Here is a 17,985-nt window from a genome sequence, read left to right as displayed (position 1 = left end):
AATAATGCATAGCAAGGCTATTGCATTAAGGATCTTGCTGAAAAATATTTCTTATCAAAAAAGAGTATAGATAGAATAATCTTAAAAGAAAAGTCTAAATGATATTAAGCCATAAACTATTTTATAGTTTATGGCTTAATCTTATTTAATAGAAATTAATCAAATGATTTATTTATTTAAGTCTTTTCCAGTAAAGCCTAAAGGTAAAAGTTCTTCTAATGTATATTCTTTAAATTCATCTTTATTTTTAGCAAGATAGATTTTAAAAGTTTTTGGATCACAAAATTCTGCAATTACTTGTCTACATACTCCACAAGGAGCACAGTATTCAGTTTCTTCAGCATCTGCCATATTACCTACTATAGCAATTGCTTGAAATTCATGTTGTCCTTCAGATACAGCTTTAAAAAAAGCAGTTCTTTCAGCACAGTTTGTTGGAGTAAAAGCCGCATTTTCTATATTACAACCTAAATATATTTTACCGTTTGTACCAAGTAATGCAGCACCAACATTAAAGTTAGAGTAAGGAGTATAAGCAAATTTTTGAGCTTCATAAGCCTTTTCAACTAATAATTTTGCATCAATCATAAATTTCACCTGACACTTTCCATAATAATTCATTTATTAGCACCTACAAATAATAGTATGTATCAATAAATGGATTATTATTATAGCATTTAAAATTTAGGATGTATATAACACTTTATAAATTGAACATTTTTGTTATATAAAAAGTCATATTTATACTGTGTTTTATAGGCATAAAATGCTCGGAATAGGAAGTTATTTGAATATTATATGGAATTTTTAATAGTTTATATGTTTAATTTTAAGACGATAAAGAATAGAGGGAATGATAATATAGTGAATTTTGCAAGTGATAGCTTAAGTGAATAATTATAGCATTAATATTAAGTTTTACATAGAAATGAAAATATATATTAAAAATAAGTATAATATAATAGATAATGATTTAATAAGGAGTAAATAGAATGAAGAAGAAAGTACTAATTATTACTATAATAGCAACTTTTATGATTTCGCTTACAGCATGTGGATATAATAAGTCATCTAATGATAATAAAAGTAATAGCAGTGAGTCTATAGAGATTGACAAAGATACAAGCAAAGACTCATCTAAAGAGGCTCAACCTAAGAGTACAGATAACTTAGGTGAAACTAATACTGAAAATGTAGATAACTATAAGGGTGACCTATTGAATAATATAAAAGACAAGTCTAAAAGTGGAATGGTTATAAATAGTGAATTTAAAGCAAAAGATGGTATTATTGATGAAGTTAATAATGCTTATGGCAAGGAAGATACTTCAAACTATATAGCTGAAGCTAAAGGACTTTATTATACTTTTGAAAGTAAAAATTTAGCATTTGGATGTAATAAAGGAGATCAAATATTTGAATTAAGATCTTTTGATAAATCATTAAAAGATTTAAATTTACAAGATATAATATCATATTTTGGAGAACCACAATATGAAGTTAAAACAGAGTTGAATGAAAGAATAATTGGATATGAGATAAATTATGATTTCAAATTATTATTTGTTTTTTCATATAGTAAAAATGAAAAGGAAGTTTTAGATCACTATTCAGTTTTATATCCTCATGGAACTGTTAATAGTATGGATGATGATCCAGGTAGAGAGTGGTAGTATATTAATCTTGGATTATATAGTAAATTAGATAAAAGGATTATGGACTACCATAATCCTTTTATCATAATATAAATATATAATAAATAAGTAAATGAGTAAGTTATTGTCTTGAAAGATAAATTTTCTTTTCTACATCTATAAAGATACCTGCTAGAACTCCATAAGTTTTTTCCCAAGCATCCATAATTTCATCTGTTGCAGCATCTCCTAAAACTTGTTTAATTGCAAATAATAAGTTGCTTCCTATTATTGGATAATGTTCTTCTTTAACGCCTGCATTACAGTGAATTTCTGCAATTCTATTTACTACAGGCATAATTGCTGGTAAGTTGTCTATATTTTGCGCTGATGATAAGATAGCCATAGCTAATGCCTTAGGCTGTTCACCTGACTCTTGTCTATCCATATTGAATAATGGTTTGATTTCAGGATTTTTTTCAAACATATTTTTATAAAAAGTTGTTGTTATTTCAACTCCATGAGTTTTTAATACTGGTACTGTACTTTTAATTATATCAATTGTTTTTTGATCTAACATATTAATTCACCTTCCTAAAAATGTTAATAATAAATATTAATAAATAATACTTATCGGTTAAATAAATTCTAGCATTATAAAAAGTTATATTCAAATACTATAAAAGCTTAATAAACTTAATATTTTTGTGAAAATTAATACTATATAGTTTAAGCTTTTTTATGCTTAAGATTACAAAATAAAAAATATAATATTTTTATTGACATTAACGCAACGTAATCATTTATCATTAAGTTGTCAGGAGGTAATGAGATGGAATATACAATTAAAAAGCTAGCTGAATTAGCAGGCGTAAGTACTAGAACTCTTAGATATTATGATGAAATAGGTTTACTAAAACCTTGTAGAGTTAATTCTTCAGGATATCGTATTTATGGTCAAAAAGAAGTAGATTTATTGCAACAGATATTACTGTATAGATCGTTAGATATGAAGCTGGAAGATATACAGGATATAATATCTAATCCTAATTTTGATATTTGCCAATCTTTAATTGAACATCGCCAAAGACTTATTTCTAGACGGAATCAACTTGATCAATTGATTTTAATTGTAGAAAAGACATTAGAATATAATAAAGGAGAGATAGATATGTCAAATAAGGAGAAGTTTGAAGGCTTTAAAAAGCAAAAATTACAAGAAAATGAAGCTAAATATGGAAAAGAAATTAGAGAAAAATATGGTTCAGAGACTGTAGAAGAATCTAACAAAAAGTTTATGAATATGACTGAACAAGATTTTAAAAAAATGCAAAGTATAGAAAATGATATGTTTGAAGATTTAATTGAGGTTTTCAATTCAGGAGATTTAGATTCGGAAAAAGCTAAGGGTGTTTACGAAAAACACAAAGCTTGGCTAAGTTTTTCATGGCCTAGTTATTCAAAAGAAGCTCATATTGGATTAGCAGAAATGTATGTAGCAGATGAAAGATTTGCAAAATACTATAATGATAGAGCTGGTAAGGAAGTAGTTGCTACACTAAGGGATATTATTGTGAAGTATGCAAGATAATTAGTATTAATATTGTAAAGTTAATTCAATATATAAATAGAAGTTTAAAGCCGTAGCTATGTTAATAGATACGGCTTTTGCCGTGTAAGCTAGTAGAATCAATGGCTTAAAAGGGGGGCGCGTTTCGTTATGTCCTTTAAAATTCTAGAAGATTATATAAAAAATATAATTTTGAATTTAAGTGAGATAATAGTGAAATAGTATCATGATTTATAGATTTAATTAAATTATCTTTAAAAAATAAATTTATCAATAAGTAGCAGGTATATTATTTTTAATCAATTTCATAAAAATATCAGGAATAACAATTCTAACTTGAGGATTGTTATTTAATTTATCAACTACATGTTGAACATTATCCATAGTTTTACTCCATACATGAACATAAACAAAGGTATATGATTCTGGGGTTTTAATATTTGTATAACCCAATTCAACTCTAGAATTAATATTTTTAATTAGTTCTTCTTCATCTTCTAGGTTGTTCCAAAGTAAATCACGACAAGATACTATAGGTTTGTCGTTGGACCAAACTATTTTACCTTCGTAATTATTATTTTTTTTATAATCAAGATAAAATAGACCTTCTATGTTTGGACAGGAAGTATATTTGTCCCATAAAGAATTATCGTATAAAGCATTATCATCGATTATTAATACATATTTTTGATCAACTTCCTTAATATAGTTATTTAATCTCTGTGTATAGCTATCCAATTTAGTTTTTGGAAATTTACTAGGATATATATAGCCATTTCCAGAAGGAGAAACAATGTAGTAATCAGAATACTTCGATGAGCTTGCACTTTCATAGTATTTGTTAAATACTGTAGGTGCTAAATAATAAAGAGATGGGCTTAATGTCCAACCTAAATTAAAGTTTCCTCTATTTTTAGAGCCATACCATTTTTCTGAACTATAATTGCTTCCTAGTAGCCATTGCTGATTATCCCCATCAGACATAATGAAGGTCACATAATGGATATTATCTTCAGCTGGAACGTCATTGCGGTGCTTTTGAGTTTGTACATTAATAGGAAATGAACTCAATACGGATAAATTATAGGACCAATCTGCAGCGATGGTATCTACGCCATATTTTGAAGCTATACTTACATTATTAAACTCATCAGGGCCCCATCCTAGGCAACGAGCAATATCATCCATAGAGCTGAATATATCCTTTCTTAATGAAAAATCATTTATATCATATTCATAGAATATAAGTGATTTTGACATTATTGCATAGTCTCTTAAAGCCATTGATTTTTCGGGAGATAGCTCTATAACTGTAGTATGATTTAATCCTGAATTCCATAAACTTTTATAGGCCCAGTGTTTATCTGTATTTCTACAATCTTTAATTAGATTAGTTATTTCGTAATTTTTAACTTTAGATTCTAGGGATTCATCAATAGGTAGGGAATTTTTTAGTGATGCAAGAGAGCAGGCGTTATTGATAGAGTAAGGATTTGAATTGCTATATAATATGTAACCATTGATATTATGTTTAAAGATATTTAATAGCTTCCAAGGGTCTGATATATTTTCATAGCTAATATTATAATTTTTATTTAAGTCATCTAGCCACAGTTTGTAATCAGGTTGATTAGAAGGAAGGATATAAATTTGAAAGTCAGATTTACTCGATATAATGCCTTGAAGAGCAGAAATCATAGTCTGCTCTTCTTTGTTCATATCAGTATCAGAAATTACATATAAATATTTAGGTAAAATGCAATTTTTAATGTAATAATCATTTAAGCTATTGATAGAATTTTGATAATTCATAGAATAAGTATTTTTAGCTGTATAACTATTATAAAAATCACTTAAAAACTTAAAATGATTTCCAGTATAAAAATCTTGAGCACTTTTATCACTTATTGTTGATAATACTACTTGGCGTTTAATAATATCATCCAAGCTTACGTCTTTATAATTTTTCATAATATCGTACATTATCATAAATGTAGTAGTTCTGCCTATTCCTTCTTTGCAATGAAAGTGAAGCCAAGTATCATTAGGTAACTTACTAACAAAATCAATGAAATATTTTACCATGTCATCTGTTGGTAAATTGCCATCTGTTACAGGAATACGAATATATTGCATTCCTTTTGATTTAGCAAGTTCTTCTTCGTTTTGAACAGATTCAGGAATTACAGTATCTTTAGTATTATAAAAAGTTATAGGAGTACCGATCTTAATAGATTCTAAAAGTTTATTTTCAATGGATAAGACTTCGGGTAAACTTAAACCTTTATTAGCACTATTATTTGAGTTTTCCCAACTTACAGCTATTCCATTTATAAATCCATGAGATTCTTGTCTTAAATCAACATCTATTATAGAAAATTTATTTGGTATAGAATTTTTTATTAAAGAAAGGCCAGATTCAGAAAATTGACCACTTCCAGAAATATTCAACTTGTCTAGCCCTTTTAAGTTAATATCTTGATTTTTTGCTAGATTAGTTTCAGCAGAAATCATTCGAAAGTGATGAGGTAAAGTATTATTATTTGCAGAGTTTTCTTTTAGATTCAATTCTGAAAATGCCTTAGGATAATAGCTAATGTGTGCAAGTGAGTAGAGTATAGTTAAAAGAATTATGGAACAAAGTTTAAGAGACTTTTTCATTAGTAAACACCTCACATATACAATTATTATTTGATATATATTAGGATTAGTAACAGTAGTTTAGTTTATTCATAATAGTAATCAGGTAGCATAGAAAGATAAATACAATATTGGAAGTATTTATACAATGATGCTATAATTTATAATGTATAATATATAGTTATTTTTAAATATTAAATAAATTAAGGAAAGACGTAAATTAAATAGAATTTTAATTTGCAAAACTTAGTTGCAGTTAGAATGCTTTTATTTAAGTTAATATGTGTTAAATGGAGATTAAAGTATTTACTTACTTTTATGATTTATAAAGAATATAATAGTTATAAATTTATTTAGGTATTTAGGTTAACTTTTAATTTGTTAAGATTATTTTATATAGAAAGGGAAAGGAGAAATAGTATGAGATTAATTATAAATGCGGATGACTTTGGGCTTAGCAGAGGCGCCAATTATGGAATAATTGATGCATATAGAAATGGGGCTGTAAGGAGTACTTCAATAATGGCTGGAATGCCAGGATTTGATCATGCAGTTGAATTATTAAAGGAATGCCCAGATCTAGGATGTGGGGTGCATCTAACTTTGTCGGCATATAAACCTGTATTAAATTCACATAAAACAATTATAGATGAAAATGGATTTTTTTACAAAAGGATAAATCCAGATAAGGATATGGAGAGGTTTAGTTTAGAAGAAATATACAACGAGTTTTGCGCTCAAATTGAAAAAGTTAAAAGTAGAGGAATTGAAATAACTCATTTAGATTCACATCATCATGTTCATACATTTGAATTTCTAAAACCGGTAATTGAAAGGTTAGTAGAAAGATATAATCTTCCTATAAGAGGGGGACTACAATATGAATTAGATTATGATAAAGTAATTCCTTATGAAGGGATTTTTTATGATAAAACAGTTAGTCTAGAGGCTTTTAAAAGCTTAGAAAATAAATTAGATAAATATGAAATTGTGGAAACTATGAGTCATCCTGCATATATTGATAGCTTTATTATGGAGACAAGTTCTTATAACATAAAAAGAGTAGAGGAGCTAAAGATACTTACATCTAAAGAACTTAAGGAGTTTATTGATTCTATAGGCATAGAACTCTGTAGTTATAGGAATATTTTAAAATAGAACTTAGAACCGTATCATTAAATGTGATGCGGTTTTATTTTTTTGAATAATAAACAGTGTAATATCAAAATATAATTATAAAGAGAAAATATGCACAATAATGTGTGAAAAAAATTTTAAAAAAAATACTTGAATAAAAATAATTTTCATGTTAATATGTAAATGTATTCAAAAGAAAAAGGTTTTCAACAATAAAAAAATATAAAAATAATTTTCAATAATAGAGGAGGCATATAAATGTTTAAACAGTTACAAAAAATTGGAAAAGCCTTTATGTTACCAATTGCTATATTACCAGCAGCTGGTTTATTACTTGGTATAGGGGGAGCTTTATCAAACCCTAATACCGTACAAGCTTATCCATTCTTAAATATTTCTTGGTTACAAGGAATTTTCTCAATTATGTCATCTGCAGGAGATGTAGTATTTTCTAACTTAGCACTTATTATGTGTATAGGTCTTTCTGTGGGTCTTGCTAAGAAAGATAAAGGTACTGCTGGTCTAGCAGGTGCAGTTTCATTCTTAGTTATGAATGCTTCAATAAAAGGAATGATTACAGCTTTTAACCCAGCAGTTGAATCAATAGATACTGGTGTTGTTGGAGCTATAGTAATTGGATTAACGGTATCATATCTTCATAATAAATATGGAAACATTCAATTACCAGCAGTTTTAGGATTCTTTGGAGGGTCAAGATTTGTACCAATAGTTTCTTCATTCTCAGCAATTTTTATTGGGGCAATATTCTTCTTAATATGGCCAACATTCCAAGGCTGGTTAGTTTCAGCAGGTAATGCAATAGCTGGATTAGGACCAATAGGAACTTTCTTATATGGATTCTTGCTAAGATTAACAGGAGCCGTTGGATTACATCATATGATTTACCCATTATTCTGGTACACAGAATTAGGTGGAATTGCAACAGTTGCAGGTCAAACTGTTACAGGAGCTCAGAATATATTCTTTGCACAATTAGCTGATCCAAACCATACTGGATTATTTACAGAAGGAACAAGATTCTTTGCAGGACGTTTTGCTACAATGATGTTTGGATTACCAGCAGCATGCTTAGCTATGTATCATTGTGTACCTAAAGCAAAGAGAAAATTAGTTGGTGGATTATTCTTAGGAGCAGCAATAACATCATTTGTTACAGGTATAACTGAGCCAATCGAGTTCATGTTCTTATTCGTTGCACCATGGTTATATGTAGTTCACGCATTCTTTGATGGATTATCATTCTTTATAGCGGATATACTAAATATATCAATTGGTAATACATTCTCTGGTGGATTAATAGACTTCACATTATTTGGAGTTCTTCAAGGCAATGATAAAACAAACTGGATATATGTATTAATAGTAGGAGTAATTTGGTTTGCATTATACTACTTCACATTTAGATTCTTAATAACTAAGTTTAATGTTATGACTCCAGGTAGAGAAGCAGATAGTGAAGAAGTTAAGGTTGTAACAAAAGATAGTATGAATGAAACAGCAACTCAAATTTTAGAAGCATTAGGCGGAGAAGAAAATTTAGATGATGTTGATGCATGTATAACAAGATTAAGAGTAGCTGTAAAAGATGTAAGTAAAGTAGATAAGGATAGAATTAAAGCTTTAGGAGCAACTGCTGTTTTAGAAGTTAAAGGCGGAATTCAAGCAATATTTGGAGCAAAAGCAGATCCATTAAAGCAAAAAATAAATGAAATTATAGGGAGAGAGTAATAAGAGTGAAAGTAATAGATAGAGGATTAATCGTATCATGTCAAGCACTAGAAAATGAACCACTACATAGCTCTTATATAATGAGTAGAATGGCTGTAGCAGCTAAGGAAGGTGGAGCTATAGGTATAAGAGCCAATAGTGTTCAAGATATTGTTGCTATAAAGAAAGAAGTTGATTTACCTGTAATAGGTATAATAAAAATAGATTATGAAAATATGAAGCCATATATAACTCCAACAATGAAGGAAGTTGATGAGCTTGTTGAAGCCGGAGCTGATGTTATAGCTTTAGATGCTACAATAAATCAAGATGAAGAATTTTTAAAGGAAATCTTTAAAAAGTATCCTTCTCAAAAATTTATGGCAGATATATCAACTATAGAAGAAGGCTTAAGAGCTGGAGAGTTAGGATTCCATTATGTTGGAACTACTTTAGTTGGATATACAGAACATTCTAAGGGAATGAATAATTTTGAAGTGTTAGAAGCTTTAATAAAAGATTGTAAATCAGAAGTAATAGCAGAAGGAAACTTCGATACTCCTGAAAAGGCAAGACTTGCTTTAGAAAAAGGAGCTTGTGCTGTTGTAGTTGGTAGTGCAATAACAAGACCACAATTAATTACAAAGAAATTCAATGATGAAATTTTAAAAGCATTATAATACTTGCGAGGTAGAGACATAAATCTCTACCTCTTTTATTTAGCTTATTTTAATGTTATTCTAATATATATACTTAAATTAATGTTTTAATATTATTAGTGCAAAAATAAATTGATTACTTCATACCTTTAGATGCAGTTATGTAATTGAAGTCATATATTTTATGGTTTGGGGTAATTACCTTAATTATGTTTAATTAAAATATAATATAAGTTATAGCATAAGAAGGCTAATATATATTAGATTATGGAGGATATTAAGTGGATATTTTATGCGAGGTACAAAGAAAATATAATGAGTTTTCCGATAAGGAAAAGGATATAGCAGATTATATTATGCAGCATGGCGATAAAATTAAAAATATAAATATTACTGATTTAGCTAAAGAAATAGGAACATCAGGAGCAACAATAACAAGGTTTGCTAAGAAAATTGGATGTGATAGCTTTGTAGATATGAAAATAAAGCTTGGATCAAATAAAGTAGAATTACCGATAAATGATGAAGATGGCATTTTCTCATATACATATCAATATTATAACGAAGTTATAGAAAGAACTAAAATGTTAATAGATAAAGAGGAAATATTCAAAGTGGTAAATGAAATAAAGAAAGCGAAGAATATTTATATTTACGGGGTTGGTAGTTCTGGATTAACATGTAAAGAAATGATGCAAAGGCTTTTAAGAATGGGATTTAATGTACACTGTATTTCAGATTCCCATATGATGATTATAAATAGTTCAATTGTGTCAGAAAATGATTTGGTGATAGGAATTTCTATATCTGGAGAAACACAGGAAGTAATACACTCTTTAAGAAAGTCTAAGGAAAATGGGGCAAAGACAGTATCTATTACAGGCTTTGAGGGGAGTACAGTAAGCAAGTATTCAGATATAAAGTTTATAGTGTATAATCCTAATTTTGTAGATAGGAGTAGATTCATTAATACACAGTTTTCTGCTATGTATCTCCTGGATTTAATATCTATGGTGTTGTTAAAGGATATTAATTTAAGTAACAAGATGCAAACTACTATTAATGCGATTATTAATAATTAATAAAAATCTGCTATAAGGATTTTATAGCAGATTTTTATTTTTTTTATAATTTAATATAGGCACTAATATAAAATTACTTTACAAACTGTCCAGTCCGTCCCATATTATATGCAGTTTTTATCATAGACTTTTCTTCAGCTGTTATTTCTTTATCATACATCTTACTAAATTGCTTAAATAAAGCATCAGTATCAATTTTAACTTTGGTTTTATGTGTTCTATTACTATCATTATATATCTTAGGTATTATGGATGGATTATAAATTTTTTTAAAGACTTTATATGTATAAAGCGCATCATAAAAAGCATTATGGAATTTATCTTCAAAATCTATGTTTAACATTTCAACAGCAGTCTTTAATCCAATTTGTTTTCCTTTCTGAATATTAAATAGTTTTGATGTGTGTTTTTGAACATCAATATATTTACTGGGAAATAGTGAAGTAGATAAGTTATTGAACTTTATATTTCTTAGAAATTCTTTTATATCTGACCTTCCCCATACACATAAAACTGCTTCATCATCACCTAGAAAATTTAAAAATCTTTTATAAACATTAGAAAAGGTTTCACAGCTTGATAACATATCTTTATTTATTTTAGTTATATTTTCTACATAAGGATTAATATCAGTATAGACGATAGGTCTTATTAGTTCATTAAAATTTGATGTTATTTCTAGATTTTCATTAATTTTTACAGCTCCAATTTGAATTATTTCAAAAGGAAGTTGTTTCATAGTACTATCAATTGATTCGTTATTATTTTTATCAGTAGTATTACTTGGTATATATTTTTGATTAAATTCTAAATCACAAACTATATAATTCATTAAAAATCCTTTCTAAATCTATAAGTATTCATATCTATATTGTAGCCATTTTATTATGTAGATTATATTAATTTCTATAAAGAGTATATCAAAAACTAATATATTTAGATATTATGAAGTACAATCAATTAAAAGGTATTAAGAAAATGTACAGAAAGGGAGATTTTCATATTCATTCAACAGAGTCAGATGGAGAACTAAAACCAGGAGAAATAGTATTGTTAGCAAAAGAAAGAAGAGTAGATATTATAGCATTAACAGATCATAATACTGTAAGTGGAAATAAGCAAGCAGTTAATGTTGGTCAAATACATGGTGTAAAAGTAATACCTGGGATAGAATTATCAACTAGATTTAAAGGTAATAAAGTTCATATACTAGGGTATTTTACTGATGATAAATATCAAAGTGATGAATTTAAAATGATTTTAAATAATTTATGTACAAGAAAATTCAAAGCATGTCAAATTTACTTTAAGGGAAAGCTAAGTTTTAAATCAGAGGGAGGTAAGATATCAACTTCAGCTGGAATAGACTTTTTACATCATTATAATGTAAAGGTAGTTTTAGCTCATCCTACATTACTTGATAGAGGGGTTTTTGAACAAATAATAAATTTAAATTTTGATGGAATAGAAGCAAAGTATTATAGAAATAAGGATAATGAGACAGAGTACTTTATAAATGTAGCTAAAAAGAAAAATATAATATACACAGCAGGATCTGACTTTCATTCATTAAAGAAAGTTGATTTAAAGCATGGAACATTAGGACAAATATATCTAGAAAATGAAGAGATAGATAACTTTTTAAATATACTAAACTTAAGCTAATTATAAGCGGAGTAGTGAGTTATGATCTTTATAACTAGCATTCTTTATAGCACATTTAAAATTTGATAGAGTAAAATATAGTAAGAATAATTTTAGAGGGTATTAGATTGGCAGAAGGAAATATATTAGTAAGATTGTTTAGAATAAAAGATTTGTTACCAATTACGAACGGTAGCATTAGAATTAGTAATTCAAAAATAGGGAATATTGTTTATGAAAAAGAAAATGCATTTGATATAAGTGGAAGAAGTGAAGTAATATCAGTAGTTACCTTAGATAGGAAGTTATCTCAGGAGCCTTATGAAGAAGGTGAAAATCCGTATTTATTATATAATATAGAGGTTAGAGCGGAAGGATATAAAGATGTTATTGTTGAAGGAGTAAGTGTATTTGATGGAATAACTTCAATACAAGATATAGAAATGGAAGAGGCAAGTATTGAATCAGGGGAAAAAAATCTCCAGGAGGAAATAATTATTCAAGATCAACAAGGTGTTGAGAAGTCAACTGAAAATATAGAAATGGGTTTCTCAATGGCTCCTTTTGTTCTTAGAAACGTATATGTACCTGAATTTATAACTGTACATTTAGGAAGTCCTACTTCATATGCAGAAAATGTTACAGTAAGATTTATAGATTATATTAAGAATGTTGCTTCTAGTGAGATATATCCTACTTGGCCAGAGGAAGCAATAAGAGCTAATGTATATTGTCAAATTTCCTTTGCATTAAATAGAGTTTATACAGAATGGTATAGGAATATGGGATATCCATTTCAAGTAACAAACTCAACAGCATATGATCAATATTTTGTAAAAGGTAGAAATATATTTGAGAATATAAGTAAGATAGTCGATGAAATTTTTAACGAGTACATTATAACAATTGGAAATCAAACACCATTTTTTGCCCAATATTGTAATGGAACAACTGTAAAGTGTGATGGGTTATCACAATGGGGTACTGTTGATTTAGCTAAGGCAGGGATGTCTGCTTTGGATATAATAAAATATTATTTTGGTTATGATAAAGTACTAGTTAGAGCAGAATATGTTGAAGGAGTACCTGAGTCATATCCTGGTTATTCATTAAGAATAGGTGATGTAAATGAAAATGTTAAAGCAATACAAGAACAATTAAATAGAGTATCTAAAAATTTTCCAGCTATTCCAAGGATTTATCCTGAAGATGGAAGATTTGGAAAGGAAACAGAAGACTCCGTTAAAGTGTTTCAAAGAGTATTCAATTTGACTCCAGATGGGGTTGTAGGTAGAGCTACTTGGTATAAGATATCTAATATTTATGTTGGGGTAAAGAGATTAGCAGAATTAAATCAAGAGCCAGAAATAGGTGAATCAGGTGGAAATGGAGGAGGAACTGGAAAACCAGAGGGTGATGGTAAGTATCCAGGATACTTATTGAAATATGGGGCAAGAGGAGAAAAGGTAAGAGAGCTTCAAGGTTATTTAAGTGAAATTTCTAAGTCTTATAATATACCTAATGTATCAGTAGATGGGATATTTGGTAATGGGACAAAGGACGCCATTATAAAATTTCAAAGATTATTTGGGTTATCTACAGATGGAATAGTAGGATTAGCTACTTGGAATAAAGTATTTGAAGTTTATAAAAATATAGACAATAGTAATCCAGGAGTACCTGATAATAAATTTGATGGAAAGTATCCAGGTTATTTATTAAAGTATGGCTCAAGAGGAGAAAAAGTAAAGGAAGTACAATACTATTTAGCAAGTATATCTAATCAAATTGGGATACCTACTGTTGCAGTAGATGGAATTTTTGGTAATGCAACTAGAGAAGCTGTTGTAGCATTTCAAAAATTATTTGCTTTATCACTAGATGGAATTATAGGACAATATACATGGAATAAAATATTAGAAGTATATAATGGTATGAAATACTAGAGTATTTAAATTATATATCGAAGTTTTATAATTGAATTCTAGCTATTAAGATGGTTAAATTTAAAAGATTATAAAGGAGATTAGGTAGATGTTTATAATTCTCATAAATATTTAAGTGACGTATCAATTACATTTATGAGAATGATAGCATATTATATTATATCTTAAAATATTTAAATTTTAACATTAGAGGAGAGGATGATATGCAATCAATAAGTGCTGGAAAATACAAAGGAATAGACATATCAAGTTGGCAAGGAGAGGTTAACTTTAATCAAGTTAGTAATAGTGGAGTTCAAGTTGTATATATAAAGGCAACAGAAGGTGACTATTATTTAAATCCTAGAGCCGATGAGTATTATTCAGGGGCTAGAAGTAATAATATGCTAATAGGGTTTTACCATTTCTTTAGGCCAAGAGTAGATGCAAAGACTCAAGCCAATTATTTTTCAAGCTATGTAAAGGGAAAAAGTTTTAATTGTAGATTAGCTTTAGATATTGAATTATCAGATGGATACGGAGCAGCTGAGATATCTAATATGTGCGTAACCTTTTTAGAAGAAGTTAAAAGGCTTACAGGGAAAGATGTTGTTGTATACACATATACTAACTTTGCTAGGACAAGTCTTACAAATATCTTATCAAAATATCCTTTATGGATAGCAAATTATGATGTTACAACACCTGGAGATAATCCTATATGGAATAGTTGGGTGGGATTTCAATATTCAGAATCAGGAACTGTACCAGGAATAAGTGGATACTGTCCTTTAGATGTATTTACAGATGGAATATTAATATCAGGAGGAAATACTAGTATTCCAAATATAAATCAAGGTGGAACAACTATAACTTATACAGTAAAAGAGGGAGATACTTTATCAGAAATAGCACAGAGGTATGGAACAACAACGGAAAGATTAGCACAAATAAATAATATAAGTGACCCTAATTTAATATACCCAGGACAAGTTTTGAAAATTAGTTCAAATAGTTCAGCAGGAAATACATCAGGTGGGACAACTATAACTTATACAGTAAAAGAGGGAGATACTTTATCAGAAATAGCACAAAGGTACGGAACAACAACAGAAAGATTAGCACAAATAAATAATATAAGTGACCCTAATTTAATATACCCAGGACAAGTTTTAAGAATTAGTTCAAATAGTTCAACAGGAAGCACCTCGGGTGGAGCAGCTACAACTTATACAGTAAAAGAGGGAGACACTTTATCAGAAATAGCACAAAGGTATGGAACAACAACAGAGAGATTAGCAGAAATAAATAATATAAGTAACCCAAACTTAATATACCCAGGACAAGTTTTGAAAATTAGTTCAAATAGTTCAGCAGGAAACACATCAGGTGGAACAGCTACAACTTATATAGTAAAAGAGGGAGACACTTTATCAGAAATAGCACAAAGGTATGGAACAACAACGGAAAGATTAGCGCAAATAAATAATATAAGTGACCCTAATTTAATATACCCAGGAGAAGTAATTAGAATAAATTAATAGTCAATAATAATTAAATAGAATGGACTTACTTTTAATATGAATTATTGGTAAGTCTATTTTTATGAATAGTGTTCATATAATTCGGAAAGTGAATTATAATAAAGATAAATTCATATAACAATAAATAATTACATATAAATGAGGTTCTCTAAAGAGATAATCTTAAAAATAAGCAGTATAATTAATTTAGAAATAGATATATTTAACGTTAAATATTTTGTTTAGAATATATTTCAAAAGAATATATAAAGATATAATGAAATATTAAGTTTTATTATTTAAATGTAGGGAGTGGTAACGTTGAAAAAGTTAGAACAGTTTATAGAAAATTTATGCGGAAGCTTTAATAATAATGGACAAATAGATAGAGAGCTTGCAGCTGGTGAAGTGATACACCCTAAGGCAAAGCATATAAATGGTGTATGTAATAATAAAATAAAGAATTTACCAAAGAATTTTAATGGATATTTTGTTATAGAAGAAAGTTATTATGAACAAGGAAAATTTACAAATATATTACCACATCTATTTTTATTTAATTTAAATGAAGAAAATGAAGTAGTGTTAACTTCTTATGAGTTACCAAAAGGAATAGGTAAAGAAGAATTCAAAAATAATAATGATAATTTAATAATGGATTATAATGAGTTAGAGATATCAAAGAAATTTACTCCAATGGTTTATAAAGAAAATGATGGGGTTTTTGAGGGAGAAAGTGTTAGTAATTTTACACCTGAAACTGAATTTACTTTAAAAGAAAAGATTGAAGATGAAAAGATGTATGTGAGTGAGGTTTTTAGGAAAAATGGGAAAATTACTTTTGGATTCGTAGATCCAATTATATATGAGAAAATAAAATAAGTAATTTCAAAAGTAGTGGATAACATATAGTTATTCATTACTTTTTTTATGAGAATGAACAAAATTGGTAGATTGGAATGATTATAAGTTTTAGTGTATAATTAATGGGTAAAATAAATATTTTTAAGGAGGTAATATGATTGAATTAATGATTATATGCGGATTAATATTATTGATTTGCATAACATCCAGTAAGATTTTATACAAATTTGGGGTTCCAATGCTTTTAATTTTTATAGTATTAGGAATGCTATTTGGCTCTGATGGAATTGTAGGAATATACTTTGATGATTATGAATTAACGAGTAAGCTATGTTCATTAGGGTTAGTATTTATAATGTTTTATGGAGGGTTCGGTACTAATTGGAAAACAGCTAAGGAATCAGCTGTCCCATCTATATTAATGTCAACCTTAGGGGTTATAATTACAGCAGGACTTACAGGATTATTTTGTTATTTTGTATTAGGTACGAGTTTATTAGAAGGGTTTCTTATAGGATCTGTTGTTGGTTCAACTGATGCAGCTTCAGTATTCTCAATACTACGTTCTCAAAAACTTAACTTAAAGGGCTCACTGGCACCTTTGTTAGAAATAGAAAGTGGTAGTAATGACCCTATTGCATATATGTTAACACTTATAGTTTTAACCTTCATGTCTAATACAGGGGTAGGCTCTATGGTTCCAATGATAATAAAGCAAATAGTATTTGGAATATTAATAGGAAGCATATTAGCTAAAGGGGCTGTTTATGTAATTAGACGTGCTAATTTTGAAGTAGAGGGTTTCTATACAATATTTATAACTGCCATTGCAATATTATCCTATGCAGTAAGTGAATGGCTTGGAGGAAATGGATATCTAAGCGTATATATGGCAGGGATTATAATAGGCAATAGTAAGATACCTCACAAGAAGAGTTTATTCCATTTCTTTGATGGAGTATCTTGGATAATGCAAATTGCTTTATTCTTTATTTTAGGTTTATTATCTTTCCCATCTAAATTACCACAAGTAGTTGGTATATCTATAGCGATATCGATATTTATGATAGTAATAGCAAGACCATTAGCGACATTTATAATTTTAAGTAAGTTTAATTATTCTGTTAAAGAAAAGATCTTCATATCATGGGTAGGTCTTAGAGGTGCTGCATCAATAGTTTTTGCAATATTTTCTATAACTTATGGAGTTAATATACAAAATGATATATTCCATATAGTGTTCTTTATAGCATTATTATCTGTAGCTATACAAGGAACGTTAATACCAAAAGTAGCACAAAAGTTAGATTTAGTTGATGATAGTACTCCTGTATTAAGAACATTTAATGACTATAAAGAAGACAAGAGTACAAAGCTTTTAGAAGTTAATATATTTGATGATAGCAAATGGGTTAATAAGACCATTATGGATTCTGATATCCCTGAGGATATATTAATAGTAATGATAAAACGTGGAGATGAAGTTATAGTTCCGAAAGGATCTACAATTATTAATAAGGGAGATATTCTAGTATTAAGTGCTAATAATTTTGATAATTTATTAAATAATTAGTATGAA

15 protein-coding genes are annotated in these 17,985 nt (G+C 28.3%); 11 read left to right on the top strand and 4 right to left on the bottom strand.

Annotated features, from left to right (window positions below; all coding sequences use genetic code 11):
- Positions 1-168: 168 nt before the first annotated feature.
- Complete coding sequence (gene cdd, locus J2Z25_RS15100) at positions 169-588, bottom strand: cytidine deaminase (protein WP_209741162.1); 420 nt, start codon at positions 586-588, stop codon at positions 169-171.
- Positions 589-992: 404 nt separating this feature from the next.
- Between cdd and J2Z25_RS15095 the strand changes: the two genes are divergently transcribed.
- Positions 993-1,673, top strand: a complete 681-nt coding sequence (locus J2Z25_RS15095) for a YjgB family protein (RefSeq protein ID WP_209741161.1) — start codon at positions 993-995, stop codon at positions 1,671-1,673.
- A 103-nt stretch (positions 1,674-1,776) separates the two neighbouring features.
- Here J2Z25_RS15095 and J2Z25_RS15090 read toward each other — a convergent pair whose 3' ends face one another.
- Positions 1,777-2,214 carry a globin domain-containing protein gene (locus J2Z25_RS15090; RefSeq protein WP_008676044.1) on the bottom strand — a complete coding sequence of 146 codons (438 nt, stop codon included), beginning with the start codon at positions 2,212-2,214 and terminating at the stop codon, positions 1,777-1,779.
- A gap of 252 nt (positions 2,215-2,466) precedes the next feature.
- Here J2Z25_RS15090 and J2Z25_RS15085 point away from each other — a divergent pair, with 252 nt between their 5' ends.
- On the top strand, positions 2,467-3,225 hold the full coding sequence (locus J2Z25_RS15085; RefSeq protein WP_209741160.1) for a MerR family transcriptional regulator: 759 nt from the start codon (positions 2,467-2,469) through the stop codon (positions 3,223-3,225).
- Positions 3,226-3,474: 249 nt separating this feature from the next.
- Here the strand turns inward: J2Z25_RS15085 and J2Z25_RS15080 are convergent, their stop codons facing one another.
- Complete coding sequence (locus J2Z25_RS15080; protein ID WP_209741159.1) at positions 3,475-5,865, bottom strand: GxGYxYP domain-containing protein; 2,391 nt, start codon at positions 5,863-5,865, stop codon at positions 3,475-3,477.
- Positions 5,866-6,264: 399 nt separating this feature from the next.
- Between J2Z25_RS15080 and chbG the strand changes: the two genes are divergently transcribed.
- From chbG to J2Z25_RS18920, 4 genes are all read left to right on the top strand, one after another.
- Complete coding sequence (gene chbG, locus J2Z25_RS15075) at positions 6,265-7,002, top strand: chitin disaccharide deacetylase (protein ID WP_209741158.1); 738 nt, start codon at positions 6,265-6,267, stop codon at positions 7,000-7,002.
- 237 nt (positions 7,003-7,239) lie between these two features.
- On the top strand, positions 7,240-8,730 hold the full coding sequence (locus J2Z25_RS15070) for a PTS transporter subunit EIIC (RefSeq protein ID WP_008676039.1): 1,491 nt from the start codon (positions 7,240-7,242) through the stop codon (positions 8,728-8,730).
- A 5-nt stretch (positions 8,731-8,735) separates the two neighbouring features.
- On the top strand, positions 8,736-9,389 hold the full coding sequence (locus J2Z25_RS15065) for an N-acetylmannosamine-6-phosphate 2-epimerase (protein WP_209741157.1): 654 nt from the start codon (positions 8,736-8,738) through the stop codon (positions 9,387-9,389).
- Positions 9,390-9,649: 260 nt separating this feature from the next.
- Complete coding sequence (locus J2Z25_RS18920; protein ID WP_142691496.1) at positions 9,650-10,450, top strand: MurR/RpiR family transcriptional regulator; 801 nt, start codon at positions 9,650-9,652, stop codon at positions 10,448-10,450.
- A 73-nt stretch (positions 10,451-10,523) separates the two neighbouring features.
- On the opposite strand, the gene J2Z25_RS15055 is transcribed toward J2Z25_RS18920, so the two are convergent.
- Positions 10,524-11,282: a 3'-5' exonuclease gene (locus tag J2Z25_RS15055; protein ID WP_209741156.1), complete on the bottom strand. Its 759-nt coding sequence runs from the start codon at positions 11,280-11,282 to the stop codon at positions 10,524-10,526.
- 146 nt (positions 11,283-11,428) lie between these two features.
- Here J2Z25_RS15055 and J2Z25_RS15050 point away from each other — a divergent pair, with 146 nt between their 5' ends.
- From J2Z25_RS15050 to J2Z25_RS15030, 5 genes are all read left to right on the top strand, one after another.
- Positions 11,429-12,115, top strand: a complete 687-nt coding sequence (locus J2Z25_RS15050) for a PHP domain-containing protein (RefSeq protein ID WP_209741155.1) — start codon at positions 11,429-11,431, stop codon at positions 12,113-12,115.
- Positions 12,116-12,222: 107 nt separating this feature from the next.
- Entirely contained in the window at positions 12,223-14,040 is a 1,818-nt protein-coding gene (locus J2Z25_RS15045) for a peptidoglycan-binding domain-containing protein (protein ID WP_209741154.1), read from the top strand.
- 203 nt (positions 14,041-14,243) lie between these two features.
- Entirely contained in the window at positions 14,244-15,560 is a 1,317-nt protein-coding gene (locus J2Z25_RS15040) for a LysM peptidoglycan-binding domain-containing protein (protein WP_209741153.1), read from the top strand.
- A gap of 303 nt (positions 15,561-15,863) precedes the next feature.
- Positions 15,864-16,424 carry a hypothetical protein gene (locus J2Z25_RS15035; RefSeq protein WP_142691501.1) on the top strand — a complete coding sequence of 187 codons (561 nt, stop codon included), beginning with the start codon at positions 15,864-15,866 and terminating at the stop codon, positions 16,422-16,424.
- Positions 16,425-16,560: 136 nt separating this feature from the next.
- Positions 16,561-17,979 (top strand): potassium/proton antiporter, encoded by a 1,419-nt coding sequence (locus J2Z25_RS15030; RefSeq protein WP_097034397.1) that lies wholly within the window; start codon positions 16,561-16,563, stop codon positions 17,977-17,979.
- Positions 17,980-17,985 lie beyond the last annotated feature (6 nt).

Source organism: Clostridium tertium, from assembly GCF_017873245.1.
Classification (GTDB): Bacteria; Bacillota; Clostridia; order Clostridiales; family Clostridiaceae; genus Clostridium; species Clostridium tertium.
This window is presented reverse-complemented; position numbering and strand designations above follow the sequence as displayed.